The 25,983-nt window shown below is 54.5% G+C and carries 28 protein-coding genes and 1 pseudogene; 11 read left to right on the top strand and 18 right to left on the bottom strand.

The genetic code is table 11. From position 1 onward, the window contains the following. Nucleotides 1-13: 13 nt before the first annotated feature. Together DFT_RS23115 and DFT_RS23110 are read right to left on the bottom strand one after the other, a co-directional pair. On the bottom strand, nt 14-1,603 hold the full coding sequence (locus DFT_RS23115) for a sodium:proton antiporter (RefSeq protein ID WP_083453726.1): 1,590 nt from the start codon (nt 1,601-1,603) through the stop codon (nt 14-16). A 16-nt stretch (nt 1,604-1,619) separates the two neighbouring features. Then, nucleotides 1,620-2,258: a cytidylate kinase-like family protein gene (locus DFT_RS23110; protein WP_054033767.1), complete on the bottom strand. Its 639-nt coding sequence runs from the start codon at nt 2,256-2,258 to the stop codon at nt 1,620-1,622. Nucleotides 2,259-2,896: 638 nt separating this feature from the next. Between DFT_RS23110 and DFT_RS23105 the strand changes: the two genes are divergently transcribed. From DFT_RS23105 to DFT_RS23070, 8 genes are all read left to right on the top strand, one after another. Next, entirely contained in the window at nt 2,897-3,142 is a 246-nt protein-coding gene (locus DFT_RS23105) for an AtpZ/AtpI family protein (RefSeq protein ID WP_054033765.1), read from the top strand. Between the two features lie 37 nt (nt 3,143-3,179). Then, a complete protein-coding gene (locus DFT_RS23100; RefSeq protein WP_161807237.1) occupies nt 3,180-3,512 on the top strand; it encodes an ATP synthase subunit I in 333 nt (110 codons plus the stop codon). Between the two features lie 10 nt (nt 3,513-3,522). Next, nucleotides 3,523-4,197 (top strand): F0F1 ATP synthase subunit A, encoded by a 675-nt coding sequence (atpB, locus tag DFT_RS23095; RefSeq protein WP_054033759.1) that lies wholly within the window; start codon nt 3,523-3,525, stop codon nt 4,195-4,197. Between the two features lie 12 nt (nt 4,198-4,209). Next, complete coding sequence (gene atpE, locus DFT_RS23090; RefSeq protein WP_054033756.1) at nt 4,210-5,184, top strand: ATP synthase F0 subunit C; 975 nt, start codon at nt 4,210-4,212, stop codon at nt 5,182-5,184. 49 nt (nt 5,185-5,233) lie between these two features. Then, complete coding sequence (gene atpE / locus DFT_RS23085; RefSeq protein ID WP_054033754.1) at nt 5,234-5,482, top strand: ATP synthase F0 subunit C; 249 nt, start codon at nt 5,234-5,236, stop codon at nt 5,480-5,482. 24 nt (nt 5,483-5,506) lie between these two features. Next, nucleotides 5,507-5,965, top strand: coding sequence for a F0F1 ATP synthase subunit B family protein (locus DFT_RS23080; protein ID WP_054033752.1), 459 nt, complete (start codon nt 5,507-5,509; stop codon nt 5,963-5,965). Continuing rightward, nucleotides 5,965-6,540: a F0F1 ATP synthase subunit B gene (locus DFT_RS23075; protein WP_054033751.1), complete on the top strand. Its 576-nt coding sequence runs from the start codon at nt 5,965-5,967 to the stop codon at nt 6,538-6,540. The genes DFT_RS23080 and DFT_RS23075 overlap by 1 nt, the downstream gene beginning before the upstream one ends. Before the next feature lie 165 nt (nt 6,541-6,705). Further along, nucleotides 6,706-7,422: a cytidylate kinase-like family protein gene (locus DFT_RS23070; RefSeq protein WP_054033749.1), complete on the top strand. Its 717-nt coding sequence runs from the start codon at nt 6,706-6,708 to the stop codon at nt 7,420-7,422. 55 nt (nt 7,423-7,477) lie between these two features. Here the strand turns inward: DFT_RS23070 and DFT_RS23065 are convergent, their stop codons facing one another. The 9 genes and pseudogenes from DFT_RS23065 to DFT_RS27415 all read right to left on the bottom strand — a co-directional run bounded on the left by DFT_RS23065 (nt 7,478) and on the right by DFT_RS27415 (nt 17,151). Next, nucleotides 7,478-9,646 carry a vitamin B12-dependent ribonucleotide reductase gene (locus DFT_RS23065; RefSeq protein WP_235506312.1) on the bottom strand — a complete coding sequence of 723 codons (2,169 nt, stop codon included), beginning with the start codon at nt 9,644-9,646 and terminating at the stop codon, nt 7,478-7,480. Between the two features lie 195 nt (nt 9,647-9,841). Continuing rightward, nucleotides 9,842-10,741, bottom strand: a complete 900-nt coding sequence (locus DFT_RS23060; RefSeq protein WP_054033747.1) for a selenium metabolism-associated LysR family transcriptional regulator — start codon at nt 10,739-10,741, stop codon at nt 9,842-9,844. Nucleotides 10,742-10,758: 17 nt separating this feature from the next. After that, nucleotides 10,759-11,247: a pantetheine-phosphate adenylyltransferase gene (gene coaD / locus DFT_RS23055; RefSeq protein WP_054033745.1), complete on the bottom strand. Its 489-nt coding sequence runs from the start codon at nt 11,245-11,247 to the stop codon at nt 10,759-10,761. A 91-nt stretch (nt 11,248-11,338) separates the two neighbouring features. Beyond that, a complete protein-coding gene (gene rsmD / locus DFT_RS23050) occupies nt 11,339-11,908 on the bottom strand; it encodes a 16S rRNA (guanine(966)-N(2))-methyltransferase RsmD (RefSeq protein ID WP_054033743.1) in 570 nt (189 codons plus the stop codon). Nucleotides 11,909-11,912: 4 nt separating this feature from the next. After that, a complete protein-coding gene (locus tag DFT_RS23045; RefSeq protein ID WP_054033741.1) occupies nt 11,913-13,280 on the bottom strand; it encodes a sigma-54-dependent transcriptional regulator in 1,368 nt (455 codons plus the stop codon). Between the two features lie 47 nt (nt 13,281-13,327). Next, complete coding sequence (locus DFT_RS23040; RefSeq protein WP_369688344.1) at nt 13,328-15,538, bottom strand: sensor histidine kinase; 2,211 nt, start codon at nt 15,536-15,538, stop codon at nt 13,328-13,330. A 60-nt stretch (nt 15,539-15,598) separates the two neighbouring features. After that, nucleotides 15,599-16,168 (bottom strand): DUF4390 domain-containing protein, encoded by a 570-nt coding sequence (locus DFT_RS23035; RefSeq protein WP_076750839.1) that lies wholly within the window; start codon nt 16,166-16,168, stop codon nt 15,599-15,601. A gap of 71 nt (nt 16,169-16,239) precedes the next feature. Next, nucleotides 16,240-16,940: pseudogene (gene lpxC, locus DFT_RS23030) on the bottom strand (UDP-3-O-acyl-N-acetylglucosamine deacetylase). A 37-nt stretch (nt 16,941-16,977) separates the two neighbouring features. Beyond that, the gene (locus DFT_RS27415; RefSeq protein WP_369688343.1) at nt 16,978-17,151 is read right to left on the bottom strand and encodes a UDP-3-O-acyl-N-acetylglucosamine deacetylase; all 174 of its coding nucleotides are present in this window, start codon (nt 17,149-17,151) and stop codon (nt 16,978-16,980) included. Between the two features lie 512 nt (nt 17,152-17,663). Between DFT_RS27415 and DFT_RS23020 the strand changes: the two genes are divergently transcribed. Then, nucleotides 17,664-19,196 carry a YifB family Mg chelatase-like AAA ATPase gene (locus DFT_RS23020; RefSeq protein ID WP_054033732.1) on the top strand — a complete coding sequence of 511 codons (1,533 nt, stop codon included), beginning with the start codon at nt 17,664-17,666 and terminating at the stop codon, nt 19,194-19,196. A 175-nt stretch (nt 19,197-19,371) separates the two neighbouring features. Then, nucleotides 19,372-19,761: an HU family DNA-binding protein gene (locus tag DFT_RS23015; protein WP_439950920.1), complete on the top strand. Its 390-nt coding sequence runs from the start codon at nt 19,372-19,374 to the stop codon at nt 19,759-19,761. A 205-nt stretch (nt 19,762-19,966) separates the two neighbouring features. Here DFT_RS23015 and DFT_RS23010 read toward each other — a convergent pair whose 3' ends face one another. Further along, nucleotides 19,967-20,464 (bottom strand): regulatory protein RecX, encoded by a 498-nt coding sequence (locus DFT_RS23010; RefSeq protein WP_054033727.1) that lies wholly within the window; start codon nt 20,462-20,464, stop codon nt 19,967-19,969. 307 nt (nt 20,465-20,771) lie between these two features. Between DFT_RS23010 and DFT_RS23005 the strand changes: the two genes are divergently transcribed. Then, nucleotides 20,772-21,449, top strand: a complete 678-nt coding sequence (locus DFT_RS23005) for a hypothetical protein (protein WP_054033725.1) — start codon at nt 20,772-20,774, stop codon at nt 21,447-21,449. 48 nt (nt 21,450-21,497) lie between these two features. On the opposite strand, the gene DFT_RS23000 is transcribed toward DFT_RS23005, so the two are convergent. From DFT_RS23000 to rpmA, 6 genes are read right to left on the bottom strand one after another with little or no spacing between them, the layout of a single operon-like run. After that, a complete protein-coding gene (locus DFT_RS23000) occupies nt 21,498-22,052 on the bottom strand; it encodes a type I restriction enzyme HsdR N-terminal domain-containing protein (RefSeq protein WP_161807236.1) in 555 nt (184 codons plus the stop codon). 20 nt (nt 22,053-22,072) lie between these two features. Beyond that, a complete protein-coding gene (gpmI, locus tag DFT_RS22995) occupies nt 22,073-23,623 on the bottom strand; it encodes a 2,3-bisphosphoglycerate-independent phosphoglycerate mutase (RefSeq protein ID WP_054033721.1) in 1,551 nt (516 codons plus the stop codon). 10 nt (nt 23,624-23,633) lie between these two features. Beyond that, on the bottom strand, nt 23,634-24,044 hold the full coding sequence (gene rsfS / locus DFT_RS22990) for a ribosome silencing factor (RefSeq protein ID WP_076750838.1): 411 nt from the start codon (nt 24,042-24,044) through the stop codon (nt 23,634-23,636). Further along, on the bottom strand, nt 24,041-24,736 hold the full coding sequence (gene nadD / locus DFT_RS22985) for a nicotinate-nucleotide adenylyltransferase (protein ID WP_054033719.1): 696 nt from the start codon (nt 24,734-24,736) through the stop codon (nt 24,041-24,043). The genes rsfS and nadD overlap by 4 nt, the downstream gene beginning before the upstream one ends. After that, nucleotides 24,723-25,730, bottom strand: a complete 1,008-nt coding sequence (obgE, locus tag DFT_RS22980; protein ID WP_054033717.1) for a GTPase ObgE — start codon at nt 25,728-25,730, stop codon at nt 24,723-24,725. The genes nadD and obgE overlap by 14 nt, the downstream gene beginning before the upstream one ends. Further along, a complete protein-coding gene (gene rpmA / locus DFT_RS22975; protein WP_054033715.1) occupies nt 25,727-25,981 on the bottom strand; it encodes a 50S ribosomal protein L27 in 255 nt (84 codons plus the stop codon). The genes obgE and rpmA overlap by 4 nt, the downstream gene beginning before the upstream one ends. Nucleotides 25,982-25,983: the final 2 nt, after the last annotated feature.

Raw genomic sequence — 25,983 nt, 5'->3', positions numbered from 1 at the left:
TATCCCTTGCCGGTTAAAAATAGATCCATGTCACCACAATAAGACAGGGGACTAGAAATACCAAGGTATAGCCCAAGATGTAACCGAAAAAGCTGGGCATCGGCGTACCGGCCTCTTCGGAAATGGCACGCACCATGAAATTGGGTGCATTTCCGATGTAACTGCATGCGCCGAAAAAGACGGCACCGGTGGAAATCGCTTCCAGAAAAATACTCTTTTCGGTCATGAGTAGAGGAACCGCCTGGGGTTCGCTCAAGCCTGCAAAGAAACTTCCCAAGGCGGTATTGAAAAACGTCAGGTAGGTTGGGGCATTATCCAGGAACGCCGACAGCATGCCGCTGACCCAGAAGTAATGCACAGGTTCAGAGACCCGGTTGATGATAAAGCCCAGGGCACCCTGGGCGCCGGCTTTGAGGATCAGCAGGCATGGGATCATGGTGATGAAAATGCCGATGAACAGATAGGCCACCTCTATTATGGGAAACCAGGTAAATTCATTGTCCTGACGGATTGTAGTCGAGGTGGTCACCAGAGAAAGCAGCCCAAGGGCAACGAGCAGCAGGTCGCGTAGCCAGCTTTGGATCTCGCGATGGACGCCAAAGGTGTTGATGGTGCCCAAATCGGCGATACCGCTGAACAACACCGCACCGATGATGCCCAGCAGGAAGAGAAAATTGAGTTTGCCTTCCAAAGACAAGGGGACACGATCCTCGGGATTTGCGGCGATGGACGCGCGAAGGGGCTCTTTGATATCCGTCTGGCCTAGTTCTTTCCTGTAAAAGTAAACATCCATGGCCAGGTAAAGTCCGAGAAGTAAAACGGTCATGGTCAGCATGTGCGGCAGGATTTTAAAGGTCCAGAAAAAACTCACGCCGTGCAAAAAGCCTAAAAACAGCGGCGGGTCGCCGAGGGGCGTAAGAGAGCCGCCGATATTGGCCACCAGGAAGATAAAAAAGACCACCATGAAGGTGCGGTTTTTGCGATGTTTGTTGGCGCGCAGAAAGGGACGAATCATCAGCATGGCGGCACCGGTGGTGCCCATCCAGGAGGCCAGCAGGACGCCGATGGCCAAAAGGGCTACATTGAGCAGCGGTGTGCCGCGCAGAGTGCCACGCAGCAGGATGCCCCCCGAAACCGTATACAGCGACCAGATGAGAATGATAAAGGGCACGTAGTCGGCCAGCATGATGTGAAGGATTTCATAAATGGCCGTACCTTTATACATCACAACGAACGGCAGGGCCAGACTCAGGGCCCAGAAGCCGGCGATTTTGCCGAAGTGATGGTGCCAGAAATTCGGCGCGGCCAAGGGCCAGAAGGCAATGGAGAGCAGCATGCCGGCGAACGGCAGGCAACTCCACAAGGGGAGATGCCGCCCGAGATCCTCGTGGCCATGGGCAGAATGGGTCTCTGCAGCCGAGTCCTGTCCCTCATGGTGCGGTGCGGCTGGGGCCGTCGCGGTTGGTCCGACGTCGGTGGCAGCAGGTTGCGTCGTTTCTGTCTGGGCCTTGCCGTATGCGGCCTCTGACCATAGGCAGCAGACGACGATGACCAAAATGACCAGTCCGGCACATCGGCGGACAAGTTGGCGGATTAGATGCATAGCGTCCGTCATAATCTTAGGGGTTGGCTTTGGCGAGTGAGCTGTTGCCAAGGATCAGGCTTTGAACGATCCCCGTGGCAGTATCCAGATTCACCCGGCTCATGTTGAGGGTGAGGTGATAGTGTTCGGGCCGATCATAGTCCGCTCGGCCGATTTTGCGATATAAACTGGTGCGTCTTTTGTCTTCGGCCGCAATGGCGCGGATCGCCTCGTTATGGGACAGGTTGTATTGTTTTTCCATAAATTGGACACGATACGCTTCGCTGGCAATGAGCAGCACGTGATACGTGTCCTTGCGGTCTTTGAGGATGTATTGTCCGCCCCGACCGAGGATGACGCAATTGCCTTCGTCTGCGATTTTATTGATGATCTCGGAAAGTAGATCGACATAGATTTCTTCGTCGATATAGCCCTGGCGATCGTCCAGAATGCGATCCACCAATCTCCTTGGGACAATCGCGCCGATGAATTTTTGCAGTTTGCCGCCGGCCTCCCTTTCCACCGACTTGACCCAATCGGGAGAGACCTTGGCCTTTTGAGCCACCTTGGAGATGATCTCGTCGTTGACAAAGATATATCCGAGTAGCTCGGCCAATTTTTTCCCCAATGTCGCACCACCCGCTCCAAATTGTCTGGAAATGGTTAACACTGCCATGGGTGCCTCCTATGCGTTCGCAACCGGCTGTATGGGTGTCACCGCCCGAATCCGAAAATACTCATCAGGCCCGATAGTTGGGTTGTCGAATGAACGATGAAACAGGTGTTGCCGTTTTGAACCACAATTGCCCGTTTGCAGCGGTCGGGGTCGCTGGGCGAGTGCAACGTCGGGTCCGGCGGACATGCGCCGAAGGTGTCTTATCAACGCTTTCCGTTTGGGACGCCATTTTGAACGTAGTGAAAAATTGATCAGGCGTCAATATTAATTCCGGATTCATCGGATGTATAAAATTCATTTGTTATGATCACCCCAACGGCTTGACAGCCATCAAATATTTTTGATAGTGGTTGAGTGCTCGTGTGGAATGAAAAAACTCATATTCCATCACTCGGTTCCAACCTTTAAGCCGGAAATGGTGTGCCTTGCTTCATGTCCTGCTCCTATTCTTCAACTTGCAGATTGAGATGGCTTTGTTTTAACAATTGTTTTTTTGGGATGACCGATGGTTGTCCTGCTGATACGTGCGGTTTTTTACAGAATAAAGCGAACCGGCCGGCAACGGTGGCCGACAAGATGCCTTAAACGGGTGCCCGACCCACTACTGTAACCTGGAGATACGGTTGGACACTGGATCCATGAAGCACAGCGAATGGATGGGGCAGGTATACATTGTCATGCAGCTGGGCCTTACCCTTGCCGGCTGTGTTGTGTTCTGCTTCTTTGTGGGCCGTTACATCGACCGTTGGTTGGGCACCCGTGGGGTTTTTCTGACGATTTTCACGCTCCTGGGCGTGATCGGCGGCGCAAATGTCGCCTACCGCCAGATCCAAGAGGTGCTGAAAGAGGAAAAGGATAAAAAAGACAGATCCAATGACCAGTGACATACAAGACCTTCAAAAAAGATATTGCTCGCTCGCCATGGCACTGGCCATCGTTGGCGCCTTGCTTTTCCTGGCGCTGGATGCCAAGCCAATGGCCAAGGGTCTGGTCTTGGGAACCCTGTTCAGCATACTAAATTTTATCATGATGGCCACCCTGTTGCCGATGCGCCTCGATAAAGGTCGGCGGCAGACTTTCCTGGTCGGCCTGGGCGGCATCGGGTTTAGATACGTGGTGTTGGCGGTGCCGTTGCTGATTTCGGCAAAACTTGACACCATCAATTTCTACAGCACCGCGGCAGGCCTTTTCATGGTTCAGGGCGTGCTTATGGGGGATCATTTCACCAGGATAATTTTCAATAAAGAGTCATAGGACGGGGGCCATGCAAGAGCTCGGCAAAATTCACCAGCTGATTCTTACGATCGCTGGGTACAAGCTGACATTGAATTTAGAGGTCATGTTGATGACGTGGATCGTCATCGGCCTGCTGATCGTTTTTGGTTGGCTCTGCGCATCACGCCGCGCCATTGTGCCCAATCGTTTTCAAATCGTGGGAGAGTTACTGGTGTCCAAGCTCTACGAACTGACCGAGGATGCCATGGGAAAAACATTGGCCAGAACCTATGCCCCCATGATCGTCGCGCTGTTCATGTTCCTTGTGCTCTGCAACTGGATCGGCATCATTCCCCACCTGGAGGAGCCGACCAAAGACTTGAACACCCCCCTGAGCCTGGGCATCATGGGGTTTGTCATCGCGCACTACGTCGGCATCAAAACCAAAGGGTTCAAGGCTTACATCAAAGAGTATTTCGAACCCATGTTTTTCATGATGCCGCTGAATCTGATCGGCGAGCTTGCCAAGATCGTATCCATTTCCTTTCGTCTCTTCGGAAACATCATGGGCGGCTCGATCATCATCCTGGTCGTCTCCTATTTGACTTACAACATTATTTTACCGCCGTTCCTCAATGCATTTTTCGGTTTGTTTGTCGGGGCGATTCAAGCGTTCGTGTTTACGATGCTGACCGTGGTTTATATTTCAACCCAAGCGAAGTAGTAGCCGATAGCCATGATAGACGACATTGCAGTTTGGGTAAAAGTGGGCGCCTATGCCGGCGGCGGATTGGCCATGGGTTTGGGTGCGATCGGGGCCGCCATCGGCGAGGGGCACACCGCGGCCCAGGCCAATGCGGCGATCTCAAGAAATCCAGCCATTTCGGGTGATATTCTCAAGTCCATGCTGGTGGGCCAGGCCATCGCCGAGTCGGCCTCGATTTTTGCCCTCGTGATCGCCATGATTCTGCTGTTTTCTTCCTTCCCCGCCACCTCTTTTGTGATGGTCTGGGCCGTATTTTCGGCCGGGTTGGCCATGGGGCTGGGCGCCATCGGGTCGGGGATCGGGGCCGGGTACCCGGCCGGGGCGGCCTGCCTCGGCATGGGGCGCCAGCCGGCCATGAGCGGCCGTTTGACCACCAACATGCTGGTGGGATCGGCCGTGTGCCAGACCCCCTCCATCTTCGCCCTGGTTATCGGGTTTATCCTGATTTTCACCGACTATGCCACCAAGCCGTTGTCCCCGACCTGGGCGGCGGTCATGGGGGCCGGGTTGTCAACCGGACTGAGTGCCATCGGTTCGGGTATTGGCGGCGGATTTGTGGCCCAGGCCAGTTGCGAGGGAATCGCCCGCAATCCCAAGGCCGCCGGTCCGGTGACCAATATCATGCTGCTGGGACAGGCCATCAGCCAGACTCCGGCGATTCTCGGCTTGCTGATCGGCTTTATCCTTATCTTCAAGGGTGGCGCAGACAGCGATGCGCTGGCGCCGGCCATGGCCCTGTTGGCGGCAGGCATATGCATGGGAACCGGCGGGATCGGCCCCGGTATTGGCGAAGGGATTGCCTCGAGCGGCGGCGTCACCTGGATCGCCCGCAACCCGGAAGAGATGGGAATTATCGTTCGCACGATGCTGGTGGGCATGGCCGTGGCCGAATCCACGGCCATTTATGCGATGGTCATTTCTTTGGTGCTGATATTCGTGGTTTAATCAAGATAAACATCCGCAAGGATCAACGTAACAACGTGGGAGGATCTCAATGGCAATCGAAGGCGTGGATATTGTCAAAGCGGCGGCGTTTTTGGGCGCGGGTTTGTCCATGGGGCTGGGCGCCATCGGGCCCGGCGTGGGCGAAGGGATGGCGGCGGCCAAAGCGTGTGAAGCCATAGGCAAAAACCCCAAGGAGGCCGGCTTGTTGACGCGTACGATGTTGGTGGGCCAGGCGGTTTCCGAGTCGACGGGCATTTACTCGCTGGTCATCGCGCTGTTGCTCCTGTTTGTCGTCTAACCAACCTCATACGGGTCCCTGCTTATGGAAGTCATTGAAACCACCGCTTTGATCACGATCAACGCGACACTGGTCTTTCAGCTGTTGTCGTTTTTGCTTTTTCTGTTCATCATCCACCGGATCATGATCCGTCCGCTCGATCGAGTCATCCAGGAGAGAAACTTTTTCCTGGATCAATTGAACGAAGAGATCACGGAAGCGGGAGATGAATACAAACAGCTGTTAAAACAGATCCAGCGCCAGGAAGACCAGGTGCGGGATAGCGCGCTGAAAATCAAGGATGATATCGAGGCGTCCGGACAGAAGACCGCCGCCGAATTGATCGCCCGCACCAGAGACGAGATCAACGCCATGAAATCAAAAGCCCAGCAGGAGACGGCGGCCAAGTTGAAGACAGCCATGGCCGCGACGCAAGATGAGGCGATGTCGGTTGCGGAAATGATGATCGCCCGTTTGCTGGAACCCAACGGAGAGCTGCGATAATGGGGCGCAACATGCATTACATCGGCATCGTGTCGACAATCGTCATTGGGTGGTGCGCCGTCGCCGGCAACGCCTGGGCATCCGATTCCTTTGAGTTTACACGGCACACCTACGATCTGATCATGCGGTATGTCAATTTCGCAATCCTGGCCGGCTTTTTCATCAAGTATGCGCGCAGACCGATTATCAGTTTTCTCAAGGATAAACGAGCCGAGGTCCGGCGGGCGATCGATGATCTGGAAGAAAAAAAGCGCGGCATGGAAATTCAGATCGAGGAGACCCGAAAAGAGTTAACGATGGGCCAGGAGCGCCTGGAGCTGGTCAAGGACAGAATCATCGCAGAGGGTCAGCGACGAAAAGACGAGCTGATCGCCGACGCCAGAAACGAGAGCGAGGTTTTAATAGAAAGCACCCAGCATAAAATCGAAGCCATGTTCAGAGACACCAGCGCTCGCATTCGCGGCGAGCTTATCGACATGGCCGCCCAAATCGCCCTCGAAAAGCTGCCTCGGCGGGTCACCCTTCAGGATCACGATCGATGGGTCCAAAGATGGATGGAGGCTGCCCAGCGTTGAGCGACCCCCGTCCGGCCCTGTGAAAATCCGATCTGTTCACCCGATATAATGGATTGACTTGTCCACCGACTCCGGCTAAATGAACCCTTTTGGTTTTATTTTGTTTTTTGGCCTGCTAACCGATTTGGGCTTAAGAAAAAGATTAAACAGCAAAGAGGTTCGATTATGGCAACGGTGGAACAACAGGACGAACAATCCGTTGAGCAGTTCGTCAATCAGCAGATCAAGAAGTGGCAGAAACTCTATACGGCGGACGAGAAGAAAAAGACCGCGAAGATCCCGGTCATCACGGTGTGCATGGAGCCGGGCGCCGGTGGCTGTCTCATCGGTGAACAAATTGCCAATCGGCTGGGATTTGACTTTTTTCATCGCGATATGGTGCACAGGATCGCCGAAAGCGCCCGCATCAGCACCACTGTGGTGGATTCCCTTGAAAAAGAGCGCCTGTCGGGCGTCCAGGATTTCATCGCCTCGGTGATCAAGGAACAATACATTCATCCCAGCATCTATTTGGAGCATTTGATGAAAGTGGTCGGCACCATTGGAAAGCACGGGCACGCCGTGATTGTGGGCCGGGGCGCCAACTTCATCATTCCGCCCAAAGATCGTTTTGCGGTGCGGGTCGTGGCGCCTCTCGAGATTCGTATCGAAAATGTGTCCAAACGGTTTCGGGTTCCCACCGATGTCGCCAAACAGCGTGTGTTGATCCGTGAGAACAGACGCCGCGCCTTCATTCGCCAATCTTTCAATGCGGACATCGTGGATCCCGTGCACTACGACATGATCCTCAACACCGGCAACATGAATGTGGATGCCGCCGTGGAGGCCGTGATCGGGGCGGTGATGGGACGCTTGAAAAGCGGCAAGAAGAAATCGCGGTAGGTTCGCCGATCCTTTTAAACCCATGTCCATGCGGAAAGTGGGCGGACACGGACCATCAGGCGCACTTGGAATAGCCGCAAACCGGGCAGTTCAGGCACCCCTCGCCATGAACCAGAGGTGAACCGCAATCCGGGCACATACCGGCCGGCTGGTGAGATTCTGCCGGTTCACTGGCGGTCACGTGTTGGAGCACCTGCGCCATGGCATCGGGGCAGGAGAGTACCATTTTCCCGTTTTGCCAGATGGGTGAGGGGCACCGGATCCCGCTGAGCTGTTTGATAATGGCCTCCGGCTTGACTCCCGAACGCAACGCCAGGGAAATCAGCCGACCGGCCGCTTCGATCTGAGAAGATGCGCATCCCCCGGTTTTGCCCATCTGGGCAAACACTTCACACATCCCCAAGTCATCGGAATTAATCGTCACATACAGTTTGCCACAACCCGTGCTGATTCTCTCGGTGAGTCCGAAGGTGCGTTGGGGTCTGGGACGCGGGGCGATGCGATCGTTTTCCGCGCGGGAGTGACCGGCGCTGAGTACCTGATGCTGGCGGCTGCCGTCGCGATAGATGGTGATGCCTTTACAACCCATTTTGGCGGCATTGAGAAAGACCTGGGCCACCTCTTCCGGTGTGGCATGGGCCGGGAAATTGACAGTTTTGGAAACCGCATTGTCGGTGTGCTTTTGAAAGGCGGCCTGAATATTGACATGCGATTGGGGGGCGATATCGTAGGCCGTACGAAAGATGCGCTGGACCTTTTCGGGCACGGACGGATTGCCCTGCACGGAACCGCTGGCCGCTACCGATTGAACCAGGGCTTCGGAGAAAAACCCCTCTTTTTTTGCGATCTGAACGAACATGGGATGCATCTCCGACAAGACTTGGTCATCGAGCACATGGCGCGAATGGGCCACGGCAAACAGCGGTTCGATGCCGCTCGAAGCGGCAGCGATCAGGCTGATGGTCCCAGTGGGTGCGATGGTGGTTACCGTCGCATTTCTCATGGAAGCATAGCGTCCCTCTAAAACACTTCCTTTGAAGGCCGGAAAATTGCCCCGGCGTCGCCCCAGATCTTCGGAGGCACGGCGTGCCTCCCGATGGATAAAGGCCATGATGGTTTCGGCCTGGTCCACGGCTTCATCTGAATCATAGGGAATGGAGAGTTTGATCAGCAGGTCGGCGAATCCCATGACGCCGAGTCCGATTTTCCGCGTCAACTGGGTGGCCTTTTCGATTTCAGGCAGGGGGTATTGGTTGACTTCGACCACATTGTCCAAAAAGTGCACGGCCAACTGCACGCTCCGTTTCAGCCGGTTGAACATCACCCCTTTGGATGACACCATTTTGGAAAGATTGATGGCGCCCAGGGTGCACGATTCATAGGGCAGCAAAGGCTGCTCGCCACACGGATTGGTCGCGTCGATGGCACCGAGGTGGGGGGTGACATTGTCCTGGTTGATGCGGTCGATGAAGATGACCCCGGGTTCACCGCTGCCCCACGCCGATTGCACGATGCGATCGAATATTTTCTGGGCCGAAACGCTGCGCACGGTTTTGCCGGTGCGCGGACTGAGCAGTTGGTACTCCTGACCGCTGGCCAGCGCATCCAGAAAGGTTTGGGTGATGGCCACCGACAAGTTGAAATTGGTCAGTTGACCGGGATGGTCCTTAGCGGCGATAAAAGATTCGATATCCGGATGATCCACGCGCAGGACCCCCATGTTGGCACCGCGTCGCGTACCACCTTGTTTCACCGCTTCGGTGGCGGTATCGAAAATGTTGATAAACGATAGCGGTCCGCTGGAAACCCCTGCGGTGCTCGACACGGTATCGTTGGCCGGCCGGATATGTGAAAAGGAAAATCCCGTTCCACCACCCGATTTGTGGATGATGGCCGTGTGTTTCACCGCATCGAAAATACTCTCGATGCTGTCGCCCACCGGCAATACGAAACAGGCTGCCAATTGTCCCAATCGGCGGCCGGCATTCATCAAGGTGGGCGAGTTGGGCACGAACCATAATTTGGAAAGCAGGTCGAAAAAGGACGCTTCGGACTGGGTTACCACCTCGGAAGATTCGAAGGCCCGGTCTCCCTCGGCCACATGGCGGGCAACACGCCGCATCATTTCTTCCGGTGTTTCGATGATTTTTCCCGAAGGGTCTTTGTCCAGATAGCGCTTTTCCAAAACGAGTCTGGCATTGGGTGAAAAGGTAATCTTCATCATGTGTACCTGCTCGTTCTTGTGTGTTTCTTCGACGTTTAAAAAGCCGGATTTTACTTACGCCCACCTGTGCGCGGCAGAATAAAATTCATTACAGTTCTTTTTATATTGAAATCATAACCATTTTCCGGCCTTAAGTAAACAGATGTGCCTTGGCCCGAATGATCAATCGAATGAACGAGGAAACCAATCGCCGTTTCACGGTTGAGTGTGGAGATTTTCGATAAACGCCATGAAGGCGCTGCACAGGGGAGATGGGGTGCGGTGCTTGTGACGGGTGAGGTAGAAATGGCGTTTGAAGTCGAGTCCTTCAACCGTGAGGGTTTTCAACGTGCCGGCGGTCACATCGGCCGCAACGGCAATGGCCGAAAGAATCGAGATGCCGATATGGCTCTTGATACTTTGGCGGACGGCCTCGGTGCTGCCCATTTCCGCCACGACATGGAATCCATCCAAATGGTGGCTGGCTTTTTGGAGATGCTGTTCGATAGCTCGCAGGGTCCCGGATCCGCTTTCGCGGATGATAAACGGCTCTTGGATCAGTTCGGCCATGATCACGCTGGTACGACCGGCCCATTTGTGGTCGCTGGGCACCACCACGCACAATACATCTTCCATCAGCGGTGTTTGCTCCAGCTGGCTGTCGTCACAACGGGCGCCGACCACGCCAAGTTCGATGTTTCCGGAGCTGATTTTGTCCAGAATCTCCGATGTATCGCCCACGACAAGGGCGATGTGGACGTCAGGGTAGGTGCGGGAAAACTCGCCGATCAGCTGGGGCAGGAGATAGCCGCCGGGTATGGTACTGCCCCCGATGGTCAGTCGCCCTTTAATTTTTCCTAAAAATTCGGCCAGGGCGGTTTCGGTTTCCTGTTGAAGGGCGATCAGCCGTTGCGCATAATCGTAGAGCAGTTCGCCGGCTTTGGTCGGAGAAGCATTGCGGGCCAACCGATCGATGAGCTGGGTGCCGAAATGGGTCTCCAGGTCCTTGATGTGGCTGCTGACCGTCGGCTGCGACAGGTGAACCGCTTCTCCGGCTTTGGAGAAGCTTTTCAGCTCGAGTACTTTGCAGAATATCTTAAGCTGCCATAGATCCATTGGGTTGCAAACGTCGGCTATCGGGTCTTGGTGTATTTCGCTTTGACACGCTCGTTGACCAGCGGTGGAACCATGTCGGTGATGTCTCCGCCGAAAATGGCGGCCTCTTTGATGATCGAGGAACTGGTAAAGAACCATCGCATGCCGGTCATTAAAAAAACGGTTTCGATTTCCCGGTTGAGTTTGCGGTTCATCAAGGCGAGCTGAAACTCTTTTTCAAAGTCGGATACTGCGCGCATGCCTCTTAGTATTGCACAGGCACCGTGGGTTTTCGCATAATCGACCAGCAGACCGTCAAAACTGTCAAACGACAGGCCAGGGATATCTTTCATGCATTCCCGCAGCATTTCCAACCGTTCGTCAATCGAAAAAAGGGCTTTTTTTTGGGGATTGTTAAGGATGGCGACGATGATGTGGTCAAAGATTTTTCTTCCTCTTTGAACGATATCCATATGGCCGAAGGTCACGGGGTCGAACGAGCCGGGGTAGATCGCGATTTTTTTCATATTATCCTTCCATCATGTCGGATACAATAACCAGGGCGATAGATCACCGCAGATGTCGGCTGTGGATGGGCACCTTCTAGCATGGAAAGTTTCAAGATGCAATAATCTCAGCGGCAACCGTCCAAAAGGTGAGCAGGGTCTCGCCATAGCGTCGCTGATCGTCGCACGTCAATTCCGGAACAACGGGCAGGTCGTCCCCTTTGGCAGCCTGCTCGACAACGATTCGGGCATCAGCGGCCAGCGTCTTTTCACGCATCAGATGCAAGAGTGCCGGCTGGACCATGTTTTGATGATATGGCGGATCCAAAAAGACCAGATCAAAGGCCTGGCGATAGGGGCGCAGGCAAGACAGGTTCTTCACAATGTCCCATTGAATGATCCGGCTGCGGGTTTCAAAACCGCAAAGGGCGATATTTTTGCGCAAGACTTGAATCGTTGCGGATGCCTTGTCGATGAAGACGGCCTGCCTCGCGCCGCGACTCAAGGCTTCGATCCCCAGGGCGCCGGTACCGGCAAACAGATCCAGTACGGTGGCGCCCACGGGATTGGACCCCAGGATATTGAACAGCGCTTCCCGGACACGGTCGGAGGTGGGGCGGATGGATCTGCCGCTCAAAGATACCAGTTTTCGTCCTCGCAATGTGCCGCCGATGATGCGCATGCAGTTAGTCGTTTTCTTCGGACAGCTTTTTGATTCTGCGATGCAAATAGCTGCGTTCCACGCCGATGGATTTGGCCGTATGGGTGATGTTGTTTTCGTTTTCCACCAGTTTGCGCTGGATGAAATGTTGTTCGAATTGCTGCTTGGCCGCTTTTAACTCCTGGATGTTGAAGAGGGATTCGATTTTTTCGGAACCCGGAGACACGGTCCCGGGATTGTAGGGCTTGGGCAGATCCTTCACGCCAATGTGTTGATCCGTACTCATGATCACCAGGCGTTCGATGAGGTTTTTCAACTCCCTCACATTACCCGGCCAACTGTATTGCTTCAACAGGTCTACCGCTTCCACTGACATGCTTTTTTTAGGCTCCCGGCTTTGTTGCGCCGCCTCGGCCAGAAAGACATCGACCAAAGTGGAGATGTCCTCGGCCCGATCCCGAAGGCACGGCACCTCGATGGGCACGACATTGAGCCGATAGTAGAGATCTTCGCGAAAAGTGCCATGCCGGATTTCCTCTTCCAGGTTTTTGTTGGTGGCGGCGATGACGCGTACGTCCACATTCAGCGTCCTGCTGCCGCCTACACGTTGAAACTGCTTTTCCTGAAGCACGCGCAAAATTTTGGCCTGGGTTTTCAGGCTCATGTCGGCGATTTCGTCCAGAAAGAGCGTGCCTTTGTCCGCAAGTTGAAATTTTCCGATTTTCTTGCTGTTAGCGCCTGTGAAGGCTCCCTTTTCATGCCCGAACAATTCGCTCTCGATCAGCTCTTCGGGTATGGCGGCGCAGTTGACCGCGATGAGGGGTTGGGTGGCGCGCTGGCTCATATGATGAATGTTTCTGGCCACGAGCTCCTTCCCCGTCCCGTTCTCACCCTTGATGAGGACCCAGCTGTCGCTGGGCGCGACCCTGGCGATGGCGGCCTTCAGCGCTTGAATCGGACCGCTGTTTCCGGTGATGGCATGCTTGTCGATGGTCTTTTTGCGCAGGTATCGATTTTCTTCTTCCAGGCGCCGGAAGTTCAGGGCGTTGTTGATGGCCACGATCACTTTTTCGATGGACAGCGGTTTTTCGATGAAATCAAAGGCACCCAGCTTGGTGGCCTGAACCGCCGTCTCGATGGTGCCATGCCCAGTGATCATGATCGCTTGAATATAGGGATGATTCTTTTTGATCTCTTTAAGCGTCTCGAGGCCGTCGATGCCGGGCATCCATATGTCGAGCAACACCAAGTCCGGCGCGTCCGCTTCGATCTGCTGCAGCGCTTCGTATCCGTTGGAAGCGGTGGTTACCTCAAAACCCTCGTCCGCCAAGATCCCCTGCAGAGACTGGAGGATGGAGGGCTCGTCATCAACAACGAGTATGGTTGGGTACATGATACACTTTCCTTTTACGCTTTTTGCATCCGAGCTGTTTTTTACCATCAGACAGGCATTTCAACGACGAATTTGGCTCCCTTGGGGAAATTATCCTGAACGCTGATTCTGCCGCCATGGTCGGTGATGATACTGTTAACGATGGTCAGGCCTAATCCCATACCGGTCTTTTTGGTCGAAAAATTGGGTTCGAAGAGCCGGATTTTATCATCGTCCGATATACCCATGCCGTCATCGGTAACCTCCATACGCACCATGTTGAGTATGGGGTCGTGGGTCACCATGATGCGCACGACCCCCTTGATGCGAATGGCCGAAACGGCATTGTCGACCAGATTGATCATGGCCTGTTTGATTTGCTGCCGGTCGAGATTCATCGGCGGCAAGGTATCTTGTATCTCGATTTGAAAATCGATGTTGGTATGTCCCTCCCTGTAAAGCGCGACCGTCTCTTCGATGAGGGGGGCCAAGTCACACGGTTTGGGGTCAGCGGTCGGAAAACGGGCGAAGGCTGAAAATTCATTGACCAGATTGCGGATCAGCTCCACGTGGTTGATGATCATCTGGGTGCACTCATCGAACACCGGTTCATTAATCCGTTCGGAGTATTTTCGTTTCAGCCGCTGCGCCGACAGGCTGATCGGTGTGAGCGGGTTTTTAACTTCGTGGGCAATTCGCCTGGCCACCTCCCGCCAAGCGGCCATCCGTTGCGCCTTTTCCAATTCGGTGAGATCGTCGATCACCATGACGATGCCGACGTGCTGGTTGCTTTCATCCTTCAGTGCATTGATGTAGACCAAAAAACTCCTCGGGCGTCCGCCGATGGCTACGCGGAGTGGAATCTCCATGGTCTCTTTCTGGCTTTGGGGCAGGTTCTCCATAATTTCTTCGGCCAGTTTGAGATGCGGCCCTTTGAGGAGCGTCTTGAAATTTTTATTGAGTATTTCGCCGGCTTTCAAGTCGAGCATGCGTTCGGCCGAGGTGTTGAAGGTGATGATCGCTCCCTTGGCGTCCAGAGTGATGACACCGGCGGAAACATTCTTCAGCACGATTTCCATGTAGCGTCGACGGGCTTCGATCTCGATATTTTGCTCGCGAAGCATTTGAGCGGAAAGCTCGAGCTGCTCCCGTCCGGTACGCAGATCGCGGGTCATCTTATTGAAGGCCGTCACCAGACTGCCGATTTCATCATCGGCTTGAACTTCGAGAGTAAAACTCAAGTCCCCTTCGGCCACCCGGCGGGTGCCGTCGGCAAGGCGCAAAATGGGGATGGTGATGGTTTTGGCCATATAAAATCCCAGCCACACCGCGCAAAACACGACGAGCAGCGCCACCACGGACAGCGTGATGTAGTAGAAGGTCTGGATCGGGCGTTTCAAGAGGCTGATCTGCTGATATTCTTCAAATCCGCGCTGAATGGATGCCATGCTCTCGGAAATGTCGCTCGAGACATAGACGGAGATCACCACGAAACCTGAGATTTTTTCGGCCGACGCGCCGAAGGGAACGGTGCCGATCGTTCGCAGCAATTCCCCTTGCGTGATTTGGGTTGAAATGGTTTGAACGCCGTCGTTTGAGGCGGGCTTAAGCAGATCGCTGGCCCCGATATGCCCGAAGGGTTCTTGCTCTATCGCAGGGGCCACCGCATAGGCCAACCGTTCGGCTTTCATGTCGTATGACTCGATGGCGTCCAAGTTAAACTCGCGCTGCACGATCTGGATGTAGTTGGCCAACGCTTCCTGTTTGTCGGCCGCGAACAGGTTCTTCTTTTCGATTTGATAGGCGACACGTTCAAGCAGAAATCGGCTCTCCTGCTCGGCCCGCTCATATATCATGTGCCCGACGCGCAGTGAGTTTGCCAGGGCCTGTTCAACCGGCACATTAAACCAAAACTCGATACTGCTGGTGATGAAGGTGATTGAAAAAAGAAACAACACCGTGGACGGCAGCAATGTCAGGGTCATAAAGGCCATGACCAGGCGGGTACGCAATTTTGCACCCATGACTTTGCGTTTGCGATCATAAAGCAGTTTGACCAGATTTCGGAACACGAGAAATATGAGGAGCAACAACAACAGCAGGTTGATGTTGATCAGGATGAACATCAAAATCTGGTTGGATACCGGAAAATCGGTTCGAAAGTAAATGTTGCGATTGAGAATAAACGCCAGCAGTCCAACAATGGGTATAATCGCGAAGATCAGGATGAGTTCGCGTTTACGGCGCCGTTTTTCTTCGTCCGGGAGCTTGGTTTTCAATATTTGCTCGGAACGGTTCATGGCGGCCAATGGGTGCGATTGGATGGGTCTCGAGATGGATTAATAAATAAAGTCGATCGTATACCAATCGGTTTCAAAATCCCACAGGGACATAAAAAACAAAATATAATGTAAATAAAACGGAAGGGTCAGCTTGCTCAGCTTAGCCTTGGCCCGAATCTGGTACTGCCGGCCCTTTTCAAGTTCGCTCAGAGAAACGATGGAAAGGCTGTCGATTTCTGACATCAATTTTTTGGCCTCATCAAAAGATTTCACCACGTGCGGTCGATCACCGTCCCATGATCGAGTGACCATGTACTCTTTCTTGAGGCTGTCATATTTGATGGTGTGTGTTACGGTGATTTCGTTGAGTTCTTTGTCCACCCAAAACTCACGCACGAGTTGCAGATTGATCAGAAAGCTGAAGGTGGCCGGCACGCCGCTGTGGATCGTCTCCTCGATTTCCGGTGGAAAAGCGTTTCTGACCGTCAGATAGAACAGCAAATCATCACGGGTGTTGGTCACGATGATGTTGGTCAGGCTGGCATCCTGGGCATGGCTCATGGGCGGCAGCATGCATATCATACCGCTCAAAAACCATATCAGTAAAGCGCAGGCTTTTGTTTTCATTGTGTTTATTCGTTTACCTGTTAGGGGCATCGTTGGCGCTGTGCCGAATCGGCATCATAGAGGAACCCCAGCTAATTGGCAAGCTGTTTAACAGGTTTTGCGATGCAGGTCGGGGCAGTATCGAAGGTGCGTGTTTGCCAAGCCCCTTTTTGCTGGAAGAATCGTTCGAGGAAGGCATGGTTGAAAGCATGCCCGGATCTTTGGGTGACGATGTGCGCCATGATGGGCAGGCCCAGCAGTGAAAAGTCGCCGATACAATCCAGGAGCTTGTGGCGTACGAATTCATCCGGATAGCGCAGCCCGCCGGGGTTCAGGATCTTGTCATGGTCGACGACAATGGCGGTGTCGAGGGAGCCGCCCTGGCCCAGGCCGTATTTTTTCATGTATTCTACTTCATGCCGAAAGCCGAAAGTTCGCGCATCGGCAATTTCTTCTGCAAAACAGCCGTCTTGGATGATCGCATCATAGGTTTGAGTTTGTATGAGCGGGTGATCGAATGCAATGGTGCACGTCAAGCGAAAATGGGGCGCCGGGTAGGCGCCCACGAATTTCCCTTTTTCTTCCAACTCGATGGGCTCCTGGACCCTAAAAAAATACGCGGGGCGGATTGAACCTGGCGCCCGGCGGATTGAAGCATGCGTGCAAACGGTCCCGCACTGCCGTCCATGATGGGCAGCTCGTAGTTGTCCACCAGTACGAGCGCATTGTCGATGCTCAACCCGGCCAGGGCGGCCATCATATGCTCGATGGTGGAGACGATAAAGCCATCCATGCCGATCACGGTCGCCAGGCTGGTGTCCACCACTTTGTTAAAGCGCGCCGGGACGGCTGGGGCAGTTGGGCAGATCCAGTCGGGCGAACTTGATGCCGTGGTTGACGGGCGCCGGTCGGACATGCAGGTTGACCTGCTTGCCCGAATGTACACCGATGCCCGAGCAGTGCACCTCTTTGGCAATGGTGGTTTGCAAATATCGAGGATCCATGATGGTCTATTTCCTTGCCGCCTTGTGCGGATACTGGTATGTACGCCGGTATCTCAAAGCGGCTTATGGGTTTTACGCTTTTTCCCCATCTATGGGGCTCGGCCCAGCCGAATCGCTTTTTCGTTTCAGCATTTTTTGGCCGCTGCTTGCGCGATTGTCAATTCCCGTCGGCGGTCCATAGGCATAGCGGTATCATTTCCAGCTGTTTCCGCATCCGGTCGCTTTTGCGATCGGGGTGATTCAAGCAAGGTTAGTGCCTACTTATCATATATGCGCCAAGCCTTGAATTTTTTCCTTATTTCAAGGGGTTCTTTTGCTTGCGGGGAAGGGCTTGCGGCCCATCCCCCGGCGGCAATGTGCTCAAAACGACACACTTATTATCCCAAGATGGGTCATTTATACAACAAAATAATGGCGGCATGTCCAGCTGCGGGCAAGACGCCGGGTTCTTGTAACATCTGCGATTTGCGCTCGTCAGCAGATATGAGCCGCCATTTCAACAAGGAGATGCTGTGCTGGCAAAAGTGATGAGCAGTGCCATACATGGTGTGGATGCATACCCGGTGGAAGTGGAAATCGACATATCCAATGGGCTGCCTTCGTTTATCACCGTGGGACTGCCGGAAACCGCCGTGAAAGAGAGCAAGGAAAGGGTAAAGGCCGCCATTAAGAATTCGGGTTACGGCTTTCCAGATGATCGCATCACCGTCAATCTGGCTCCGGCCCACCGAAAAAAGGAGGGAACCGGTTTTGATCTGCCAATCGCCGTCGGCATTTTGACAGCCACCGGCGTCATTTCCCAGGACGCGACAAATGCATTCCTTGTGCTTGGAGAGCTGAGTCTGGATGGCCGCATCAAAGCTGTTTTTGGATCTCTATCCATGGCATTGACAGCCAGGCAAAAAGACTTCAAGGGTATCGTGGTGCCATTTGAAAACCGCAAGGAAGCAGCTGTTGTAAAAGGTATCGATGTCTATCCCGCGAGGCACCTATCCCAGGTCATAGAATTCTTAAAGGGGCAAGGGACAATTGAAATCGAGCCCCCCGATCCTATGGCCTGGATGGTCAGCGACAGCACGCCCAGCGAGGATTTTGGAGAGGTGAGAGGGCAGGAACACGCCAAACGTGCCCTGGAAATCGCAGCGGCTGGCGGGCACAACATCCTGATGGTCGGTCCGCCCGGAGCAGGCAAGACCATGTTGGCCCGGAGAATTCCTTCCATACTGCCGCCCCCGACCTTTGAGGAAGCCATCGAGACCACCAAAATATACAGTGTGGCCGGCTTGCTCGGACGTGACCAGGCCTTGATCAGCCGGCGTTGCTTTCGATCGCCGCACCACACCATTTCCGATGCCGGTCTGATTGGCGGGGGGGTGATCCCCAGGCCAGGAGAAGTCAGCCTGGCACATCACGGGGTTCTTTTCCTGGATGAGTTGCCTGAATACAAAAAGCATGTGCTCGAAGTACTGCGGCAACCGCTCGAAGATGGGGAGGTGACCTTGTCCCGCGCCAGTTCGACGATTACATATCCCGCTCGGGTCATGCTTGTGGCGGCTCTGAATCCCTGCCCTTGCGGGTATTATTCGGATCCGCAACACACCTGCCGGTGCACCTCCCAGCAGATACATCGGTATCGCTCCAAACTGTCCGGCCCGTTGCTTGATCGCATCGACATTCATATTGAGGTCCCGGCCGTCTCATATAAGGACCTGATGGGAGAAACGGGCGCGGAACCTTCCGAAGACATCCGCAAACGCGTCGTGGCGGCACGCACGATTCAGCAGCACAGATTCAGACGCTCACGGATCTTCTGCAATGCTCAAATGCAGAATCGCCACCTGAAAAAGTGGTGCGCCATCGACCCAGACAGCTCCGCGCTACTGGAGAGGGCCATTGACAAGATGGGGTTGTCGGCGCGGGCCTTGAACCGGATTCTAAAAATCGGCCGCACCATTGCCGACCTGGCAGGGCGGGAAGAAATTGCCTGCGAGCATATTGCAGAGGCGATCCAGTATCGCGCTCTGGATCGATCCGTCGCTGATTGATGATCGTCTTATGCGTGTAAAGCCCCTAATACTGCGGCTGTAGCCGGCCGGGGTTGGATGCATCTGGCACCGTTTTGACCGCCCTTTTGAGAGCGTGACGTGCCGTGGGTATATGGCGTTGTGCCGGATCAATTTTAGGAGATCCTTGCCCCGCTTTGATTGCCAAGGGGGGTAGATGAAAAAATCCACTAATGATCGGCACTTAGGTGTTGACAAAGGCGGTATCAGGCTGTACATGCCTTATAATAGTAGCGTTGGCGGGTTATTTCATTCTTTAAAAGGAGGAATTCAGATGACTAAAGCGGAAATCGTTGAGAAAATGGCCAAGGATGCCGGCGTCACAAAAGCAGCGGCCCAGACCGCGCTGGAATCTTTTGTGGACAGTGTGACCAAAGCACTGAAGAAAAAAGACGGCAAGGTCACCTTGGTGGGATTCGGCACTTTTCAGAAGGCGCGCCGCAAAGCCCGAAAGGGTAGAAATCCGCAGACAGGAGAAGTAATCAAGATCAAGGCCTCCAATGTTGTTAAGTTCAAACCCGGCAAAAAGCTCAAAGAGTCGATCTAGTTTTACACCTCAGGTGTTGCGCCCCAAGAAATCTTTACGAAAGGCAGCCCTCTATCGGGACGGGCTGCCTTTTTTCGTTGTGTTGGGATCCTATTCTTAAAGAGTTCATGAAGCAAACCGGCCTTTGAACATTTGATGACCGCAATGGCGATGGGACCAACCGGTTTTCCGAAGATATCGCAAGTAAATTTTCAGCAACCGATATTCAGATCCCATCGAGATCGAAACCTCCCGCGTCGTTTATGACTTTGAGGATCACTTCACTGGAAAAACCACGTTGCTGGAGAAAACGAAAGATGCGAGATCTGTCGCGCTCGCAAAAGATCTCTGGATGGCCGGGTTCCGTCTGTGAGATCCGCTTCTTTTGAAAAGCCTTTCGGCAATCTTCGATTTGAGATTCCTCCGGGCATTGGCGTTCGATGGTCCTCTGGATATAAGTCGCATCGATCCGCGCTGCCTTCAACTTCTGTACGATGCGCAACACACCATAACCTTTGCGACGCAACCGGTCCGCGTAGCCTTCACAAAAGCGCCTATCATCGAGGTATTTCATCTCGATGCACGTGGCGATCACCGGAGAGATCATATCGCCTGAAAACCCCCGCTGCTTGAGTTTCTGTGAAAGCTCGAAGCAGCTGTGGTCGCGACGGCTCAGCAATCGCAATGCGGCCGTGAGGCAGCTTTTATCCGTGTGCCGATTCATAATGGAGATCGGTTCCTTCGTGGGTTCGGCAAATAGACAAGGATCAGATCAAGTGTCATGGGTCCTCTTATTGTCCTTGTCTATAACATTGACCATGGTGCGCCTCAAGATGGAAGGGCTCGTATCCGGTAGGCGCACAGGGCGAGGGTGCGGATTTGACACGGCTGCATCAAGACTTAAATTACCCCTTAATGTTTGCAGGCCTGAGGGGTATGCTGGTACCGGGCTAATTTGAGAATGGATCTGCCGGATCCATCGTGTGCGGGACCGGCAAAACGATCCAACATAAAGCACATTGGAGAGACGTATGGCCATAGAAACAAGGCAGGAATACATGGAACGGGTGATGGCGATGCCCAAACCTCGTTGTCCCTACTGCAATGAAGAGATGAAGCTGTGGGAGGTGCCGCCGATCACCTTTTCGGATGGGCTGGGATGGGGGGTCCCCTACCTGTTTCTCTGTTTTAACGATGAGTGTCCCCTTTACAGCCAGGGATGGAAGGATATGGAAGAGAACTACGCCCAGCATGCCTCCATGCGCTGTTTCAACTATCCCGGAACAGAGCAGTTCGAGTGCATGCCGGTCTTCAGTTCCATGGGGGGACAGGGGCAGATTATCGATGATGAGGTCCTCGCCCAGGAGGAGATGCTCAAAGAGCAGACCAAAAAAGGGTTCTCCATCCTTGCGGATTGTTATGTGAACAAAGACAATTTGACCATCATCCGATTGCTGAGCGACGCCTGTGAGCCGATACGTGTCCGTATCAAAGCCGCGGAGATGATCGGGGATATCGGTGAATTGGACGCCATCGAGCCGTTGCGTTTCATGAAGGCGGCCAATCAGAAACTCCAGGAGGCCATCGACGCCGCCGTGATGCATATACATGAACGCTTTTTTACCCGTGAATGCCCGTTTTGCGCGGAGATTATCAAAAAGCGCGCCAAGATATGTAAAAACTGCGGCAGAGAAGTCGCCGGACTGTAATACGGTATGGGCACGCGTTGGTAAGCTTATCGTGAATGTGCGCGTGCCCTACCGGCCGGATGTGGGCAACCGCTTGTTGACGTTCATGATGTCGTATGATCGAAAGATCAGTTGCTGTCTCGCACGGCGGATCTCGGCCAAAGGCAGTAAGCGGTTTGGATCGAATGACTCTCTTACCTGCTGCTTTGATGGAATGGCCCCCGGACCCTCGCCGATTTTTCTTCCGCTGACCGTATCCCAGACGATGGACGTCCGACCATCCGATGCCACGGCCAGCGGAATCTGGTAATCACACAACAGCCTGGCCGCTGCGATCACTTCCCGTTCACGTGAAGCCAGCGAACCGGGTGCGCATTTGATGACCATGTATCGCCATCCGTCGATGTGGACCACCAAATCGACGAACGAGCGGTACGCTTCTTTACCCATATTAAGAACGATGGGTGCATCGACTTCGATATCTTCCCTGGCATACCCCTTTGATTCCAAGAGAAGGCGTTCCACCGCCTGACGATTGGCCTCCGCACCCGAATCGGGAATTTCACGGCCGGTGATATGATCGATCAGGGTTTCTTCCATGAGGGTCTCTTCCGTCCTGTCCATGATACTCAAATGCCTTTCCATCAAGGTGTATCGGTAATCAACGGCTTGCCCGTCATTTGGGCTGGCTGCGGGATATTGAGCAGCTTCAGAATGGTAGGGGCGATGTCACCCAAAACCCCTTCCCGGAGTGGTGCCTGCTTGTGCCGATCGTTCATATAGATGATGTGTACGAAGTTGGTGGTGTGAGCCGTGTGCATCTTGCCTTCTCTGTTGAGCATGGTTTCCGCATTGCCGTGGTCGGCGGTGATCAGGATGGCCCCCCCTTTGGATTGGACCGCCGCCACAATGCGTCCCACACATCGATCCACCGTTTCACAGGCCCTGATCGCCGCCGGGATGTTGCCGGTGTGACCGACCATGTCCATGTTGGCGAAGTTGAGCACGATCAAATCGTATCGATCGGAGGCGATGCGGTCGAGCACCTCGGCGGTGACCGCTTCGGCACTCATCTCCGGTTTGTGATCGTAGGTTGGTACGTCCCTGGGCGAGGGGATCAGGCAGCGATCTTCATTCTCAAACGGCTTCTCTTCACCCCCATTGAAAAAATAGGTGACATGGGCGTATTTTTCGGTTTCGGCAATACGCAGCTGGCGCAGGCCGGCCTTGCTGACCACCGCCCCGAGGATGCCTTCGAGATGCTCGGGGGGAAAGGCTATCGGCAGATCAAAGCTTTCGTCATACAGGGTCATGCAGACATAGTCGCTCAGTCGGGGACGGATTGCTCGCTCGAATCCCTTGAACCCGTCGTCGGTGAAGGCCCGCGTGAGCTGGCGGGTGCGATCGGCTCTGAAATTGAAAAAGAGAATGGCATCCTCATCGCGCACGGAAGAGAGCGGCTGACCGTCCGGGCCGACGATCACGATGGGTTTGACAAATTCATCGGTTTCACCGCGGGCATATGCTTGGCGTATGGCTTCCAGGGGATCGCGTTGGTGCAGCCCTTCGCCCAGGGTGAGGAGACGATAGGCCTTTTCGGTACGTTCCCAACGGGTATCACGATCCATGGCGTAATATCGGCCGCAGATGGAAGCAATGGCCCCGTTGCCGATGGTTTCGATGTGTCGTTGGACCTGTTCAACATAGCCGATGCCCGCATCCGGGGAGGTATCACGGCCATCTAGAATGGCATGCACATAGACCTTGGCCAGACCCTTTTGCTTGGCGAGATCCAGCAGAGCCAGGAGGTGGGTCAACTGGCTGTGTACGCCGCCGTTCGATATCAGGCCGATCAAATGCAGGCGGCTGTCTTTTTCGATGACACGCTGCATGCATCGGTTGATCGCGTCGTTTTTGAAAAAGGAACCGTCCGCGATGGCGTTGTCGATGCGCAGCAGGTCCTGATAGACCACCCGGCCGGCACCGATATTCAAATGGCCCACCTCGGAGTTGCCCATGATGCCATCGGGCAGTCCCACCGATCGACCGCAGGTTGTCAATTTAGTGTGGGGATATTCGGCCAGGAGTTTGTCCAGGTTGGGGGTGTTGGCCAGGGTGACGGCGTTTCCGGCACCCGGCGCATCGATGCCCCAGCCGTCCAGGATGACCAGCATGACGGGTTTGGGTCGTTGCATGATTGTCTCCCTATTCGATAAAGACCTCTTCGCCTTCGAACCCCTTTGCATCGGCCTCCCGCTGCTCGGCCATGCTCTTGGTGGTGATGCGTTTGGCATCGCTCCACAAGCCTTCGAGGTCATAGAAGGCACGGGTGGTTTCATAAAAGACGTGAATGATCACGTGGCCGTAATCCATCAAGACCCACAACCCTTCGGTTTTGCCTTCGACACTCAAGGGCTTGATGGATTTTTTTCTCAAAAAGCGCTGAATATGATCGGCAATGGCGCTGACCTGCCGGTTGGAGCGTCCGCTGCAGATGATGAAGGTGTCGGCGATGGACGTCAATTGTCGCACGTCCAGTACGACCACGCCTTGCGCCTGTTTACCCAGTACGGACTGAACGAAGAGATCCAGGTCGGCCTCGCGCTTATCTTTCATGAATATAGACCCTTTTGGTGAATGTAGCGTGCGACCGGAGCCGCAACCCACTCATCGATTGATGCCCCCGCCTGGATGCGGGCGCGAATTTGAGAGGACGATATGTCCACAGGCGTAACCGATACCAGATAGATGCGCTGCTTTTGATGATGCGTCAAGACGGTCCCATCCGATTCGGGTGCGTAGGCCCGGGAGATGTGTGTTTGAACATAGGCCAAGACCTCCTGGCGGGTGGTTGGCGACCAGAGCCCGGATCCTGGTCGGGACATGACAACCATCGCCGTTTCCTCGAAGAGACGATCATACGCTTTCCATGTATGAATTTCCATAAAGGCGTCCAGGCCCAGAAGGAATACAAGCAGTTGCGTTCGGGACAATTTGCTTTTGATCAGGCGCACCGTATCGATGCTGAACGAAGGCCCCGTGCGTTCGAGTTCCAGAGAACAGACGTCGAGTCCGGGCTGTCGATTGAGGGCTAAGCGGACCATCTCCAGCCGATGCTCGGCTTTCGCCAGCTTGCCGGTGCTTTTGTGGGGCGGCAAGGCACTGGGGATGAAATAGACGACGTCCAGGTCGAGCTGCCGCCGGACATCCAGAGCGACTTGAAGGTGTCCGCGATGGATGGGATTGAAGGTCCCGCCGAAAAGACCGACGCGCTGGGCGCGGTCCTGCTGCCGTTCATTGGGTTTCATCCAGAGCGTCTAACTGCCGGCGAATGTGTTGTTTCAATGCGTCAAGTCCCTTGTGGGTCGCCGCGCTGATCCTGAGAATCTTGGAGCCCGGCAGGGCTTGGCAGAAAGGATCGGCCAGCTGGTCGGTTCCGGCCAGATCGATTTTATTCAGTACCACCAACTGGGGCTTTCTCGCAAGGGCGTCGCTGTACATGGCCAGTTCGTGGTTGACCATGCGATACGATTTCAGCGGGTCGTCTGGGGTCAAGGTGCTGGCGTCGATCATGTGCACCAGCATGCTGGTGCGTTCCACATGGCGCAGGAATCGGATACCCAGGCCGGCGCCTTCGTGCGCCCCTTCGATCAATCCCGGAATATCGGCCACAACGAAAGGTTCGCCCTGGTGGGATGCGACCACCCCCAGATTGGGGGTCAAGGTGGTAAACGGGTAATCGGCGATTTTGGGCCGTGCCGAAGAGATGGCACTGATTAACGTGGATTTGCCGGCATTGGGCAGCCCGATGATGCCCACATCGGCTATGGATTTGAGCTCCAGCTTCAAGGTCAGACGCTGGCCGGCCTCCCCCGGTTGGGCAAAACGCGGTGTACGGTGGGTGGCCGATTTGAATTTGGCATTGCCCTGGCCGCCGCGTCCGCCCCGGGCCACTACGACGGTCCGGTCGGGATCGACCAGGTCGTATAGCAGGTCGCCGGTTTCGGCATCGAAGATAGCGGTGCCTACCGGCACCGGGATGATCAAATCTTCGCCGCCCCGGCCGCTGCGCTGGCTGCCTTGCCCATGTCCGCCGGACGGGGCTTTATACTCTTTTTTGAATTGAAGATGATAGAGGGTGCGTTTGTTGGGAGCGGCTTTCAGGAGGACATCACCGCCTTTACCACCATCACCGCCGTCCGGTCCTCCCTTGGGAACGAAGCGTTCACGCCGGAAGCTGACGCATCCGCGTCCACCGTCGCCGGATTGAACGATGATGGTGGTTTCGTCGATGAATTTCACGCGGCATAAACACTGACCTTTTTGCCGGTGCGGCCCTTGCGTTCAAAGGTGACGATGCCGTCGATCTTGGCAAAAAGTGTATAATCCCGACCCATGCCGACGTTGTTGCCGGGATGGATTCTCGTGCCCAGCTGGCGTACGATGATGTTGCCGGCTTTGACCGTTTCTCCGCCGTAGCGCTTGGTGCCTCGGCGCTGGCCCTGACTGTCGCGCCCGTTTTTCGAGCTTCCGCCCGCTTTTTTATGTGCCATGG

Source organism: Desulfatitalea tepidiphila (genome assembly GCF_001293685.1).
Classification (GTDB): Bacteria; Desulfobacterota; Desulfobacteria; order Desulfobacterales; family Desulfosarcinaceae; genus Desulfatitalea; species Desulfatitalea tepidiphila.
This window is presented reverse-complemented; position numbering and strand designations above follow the sequence as displayed.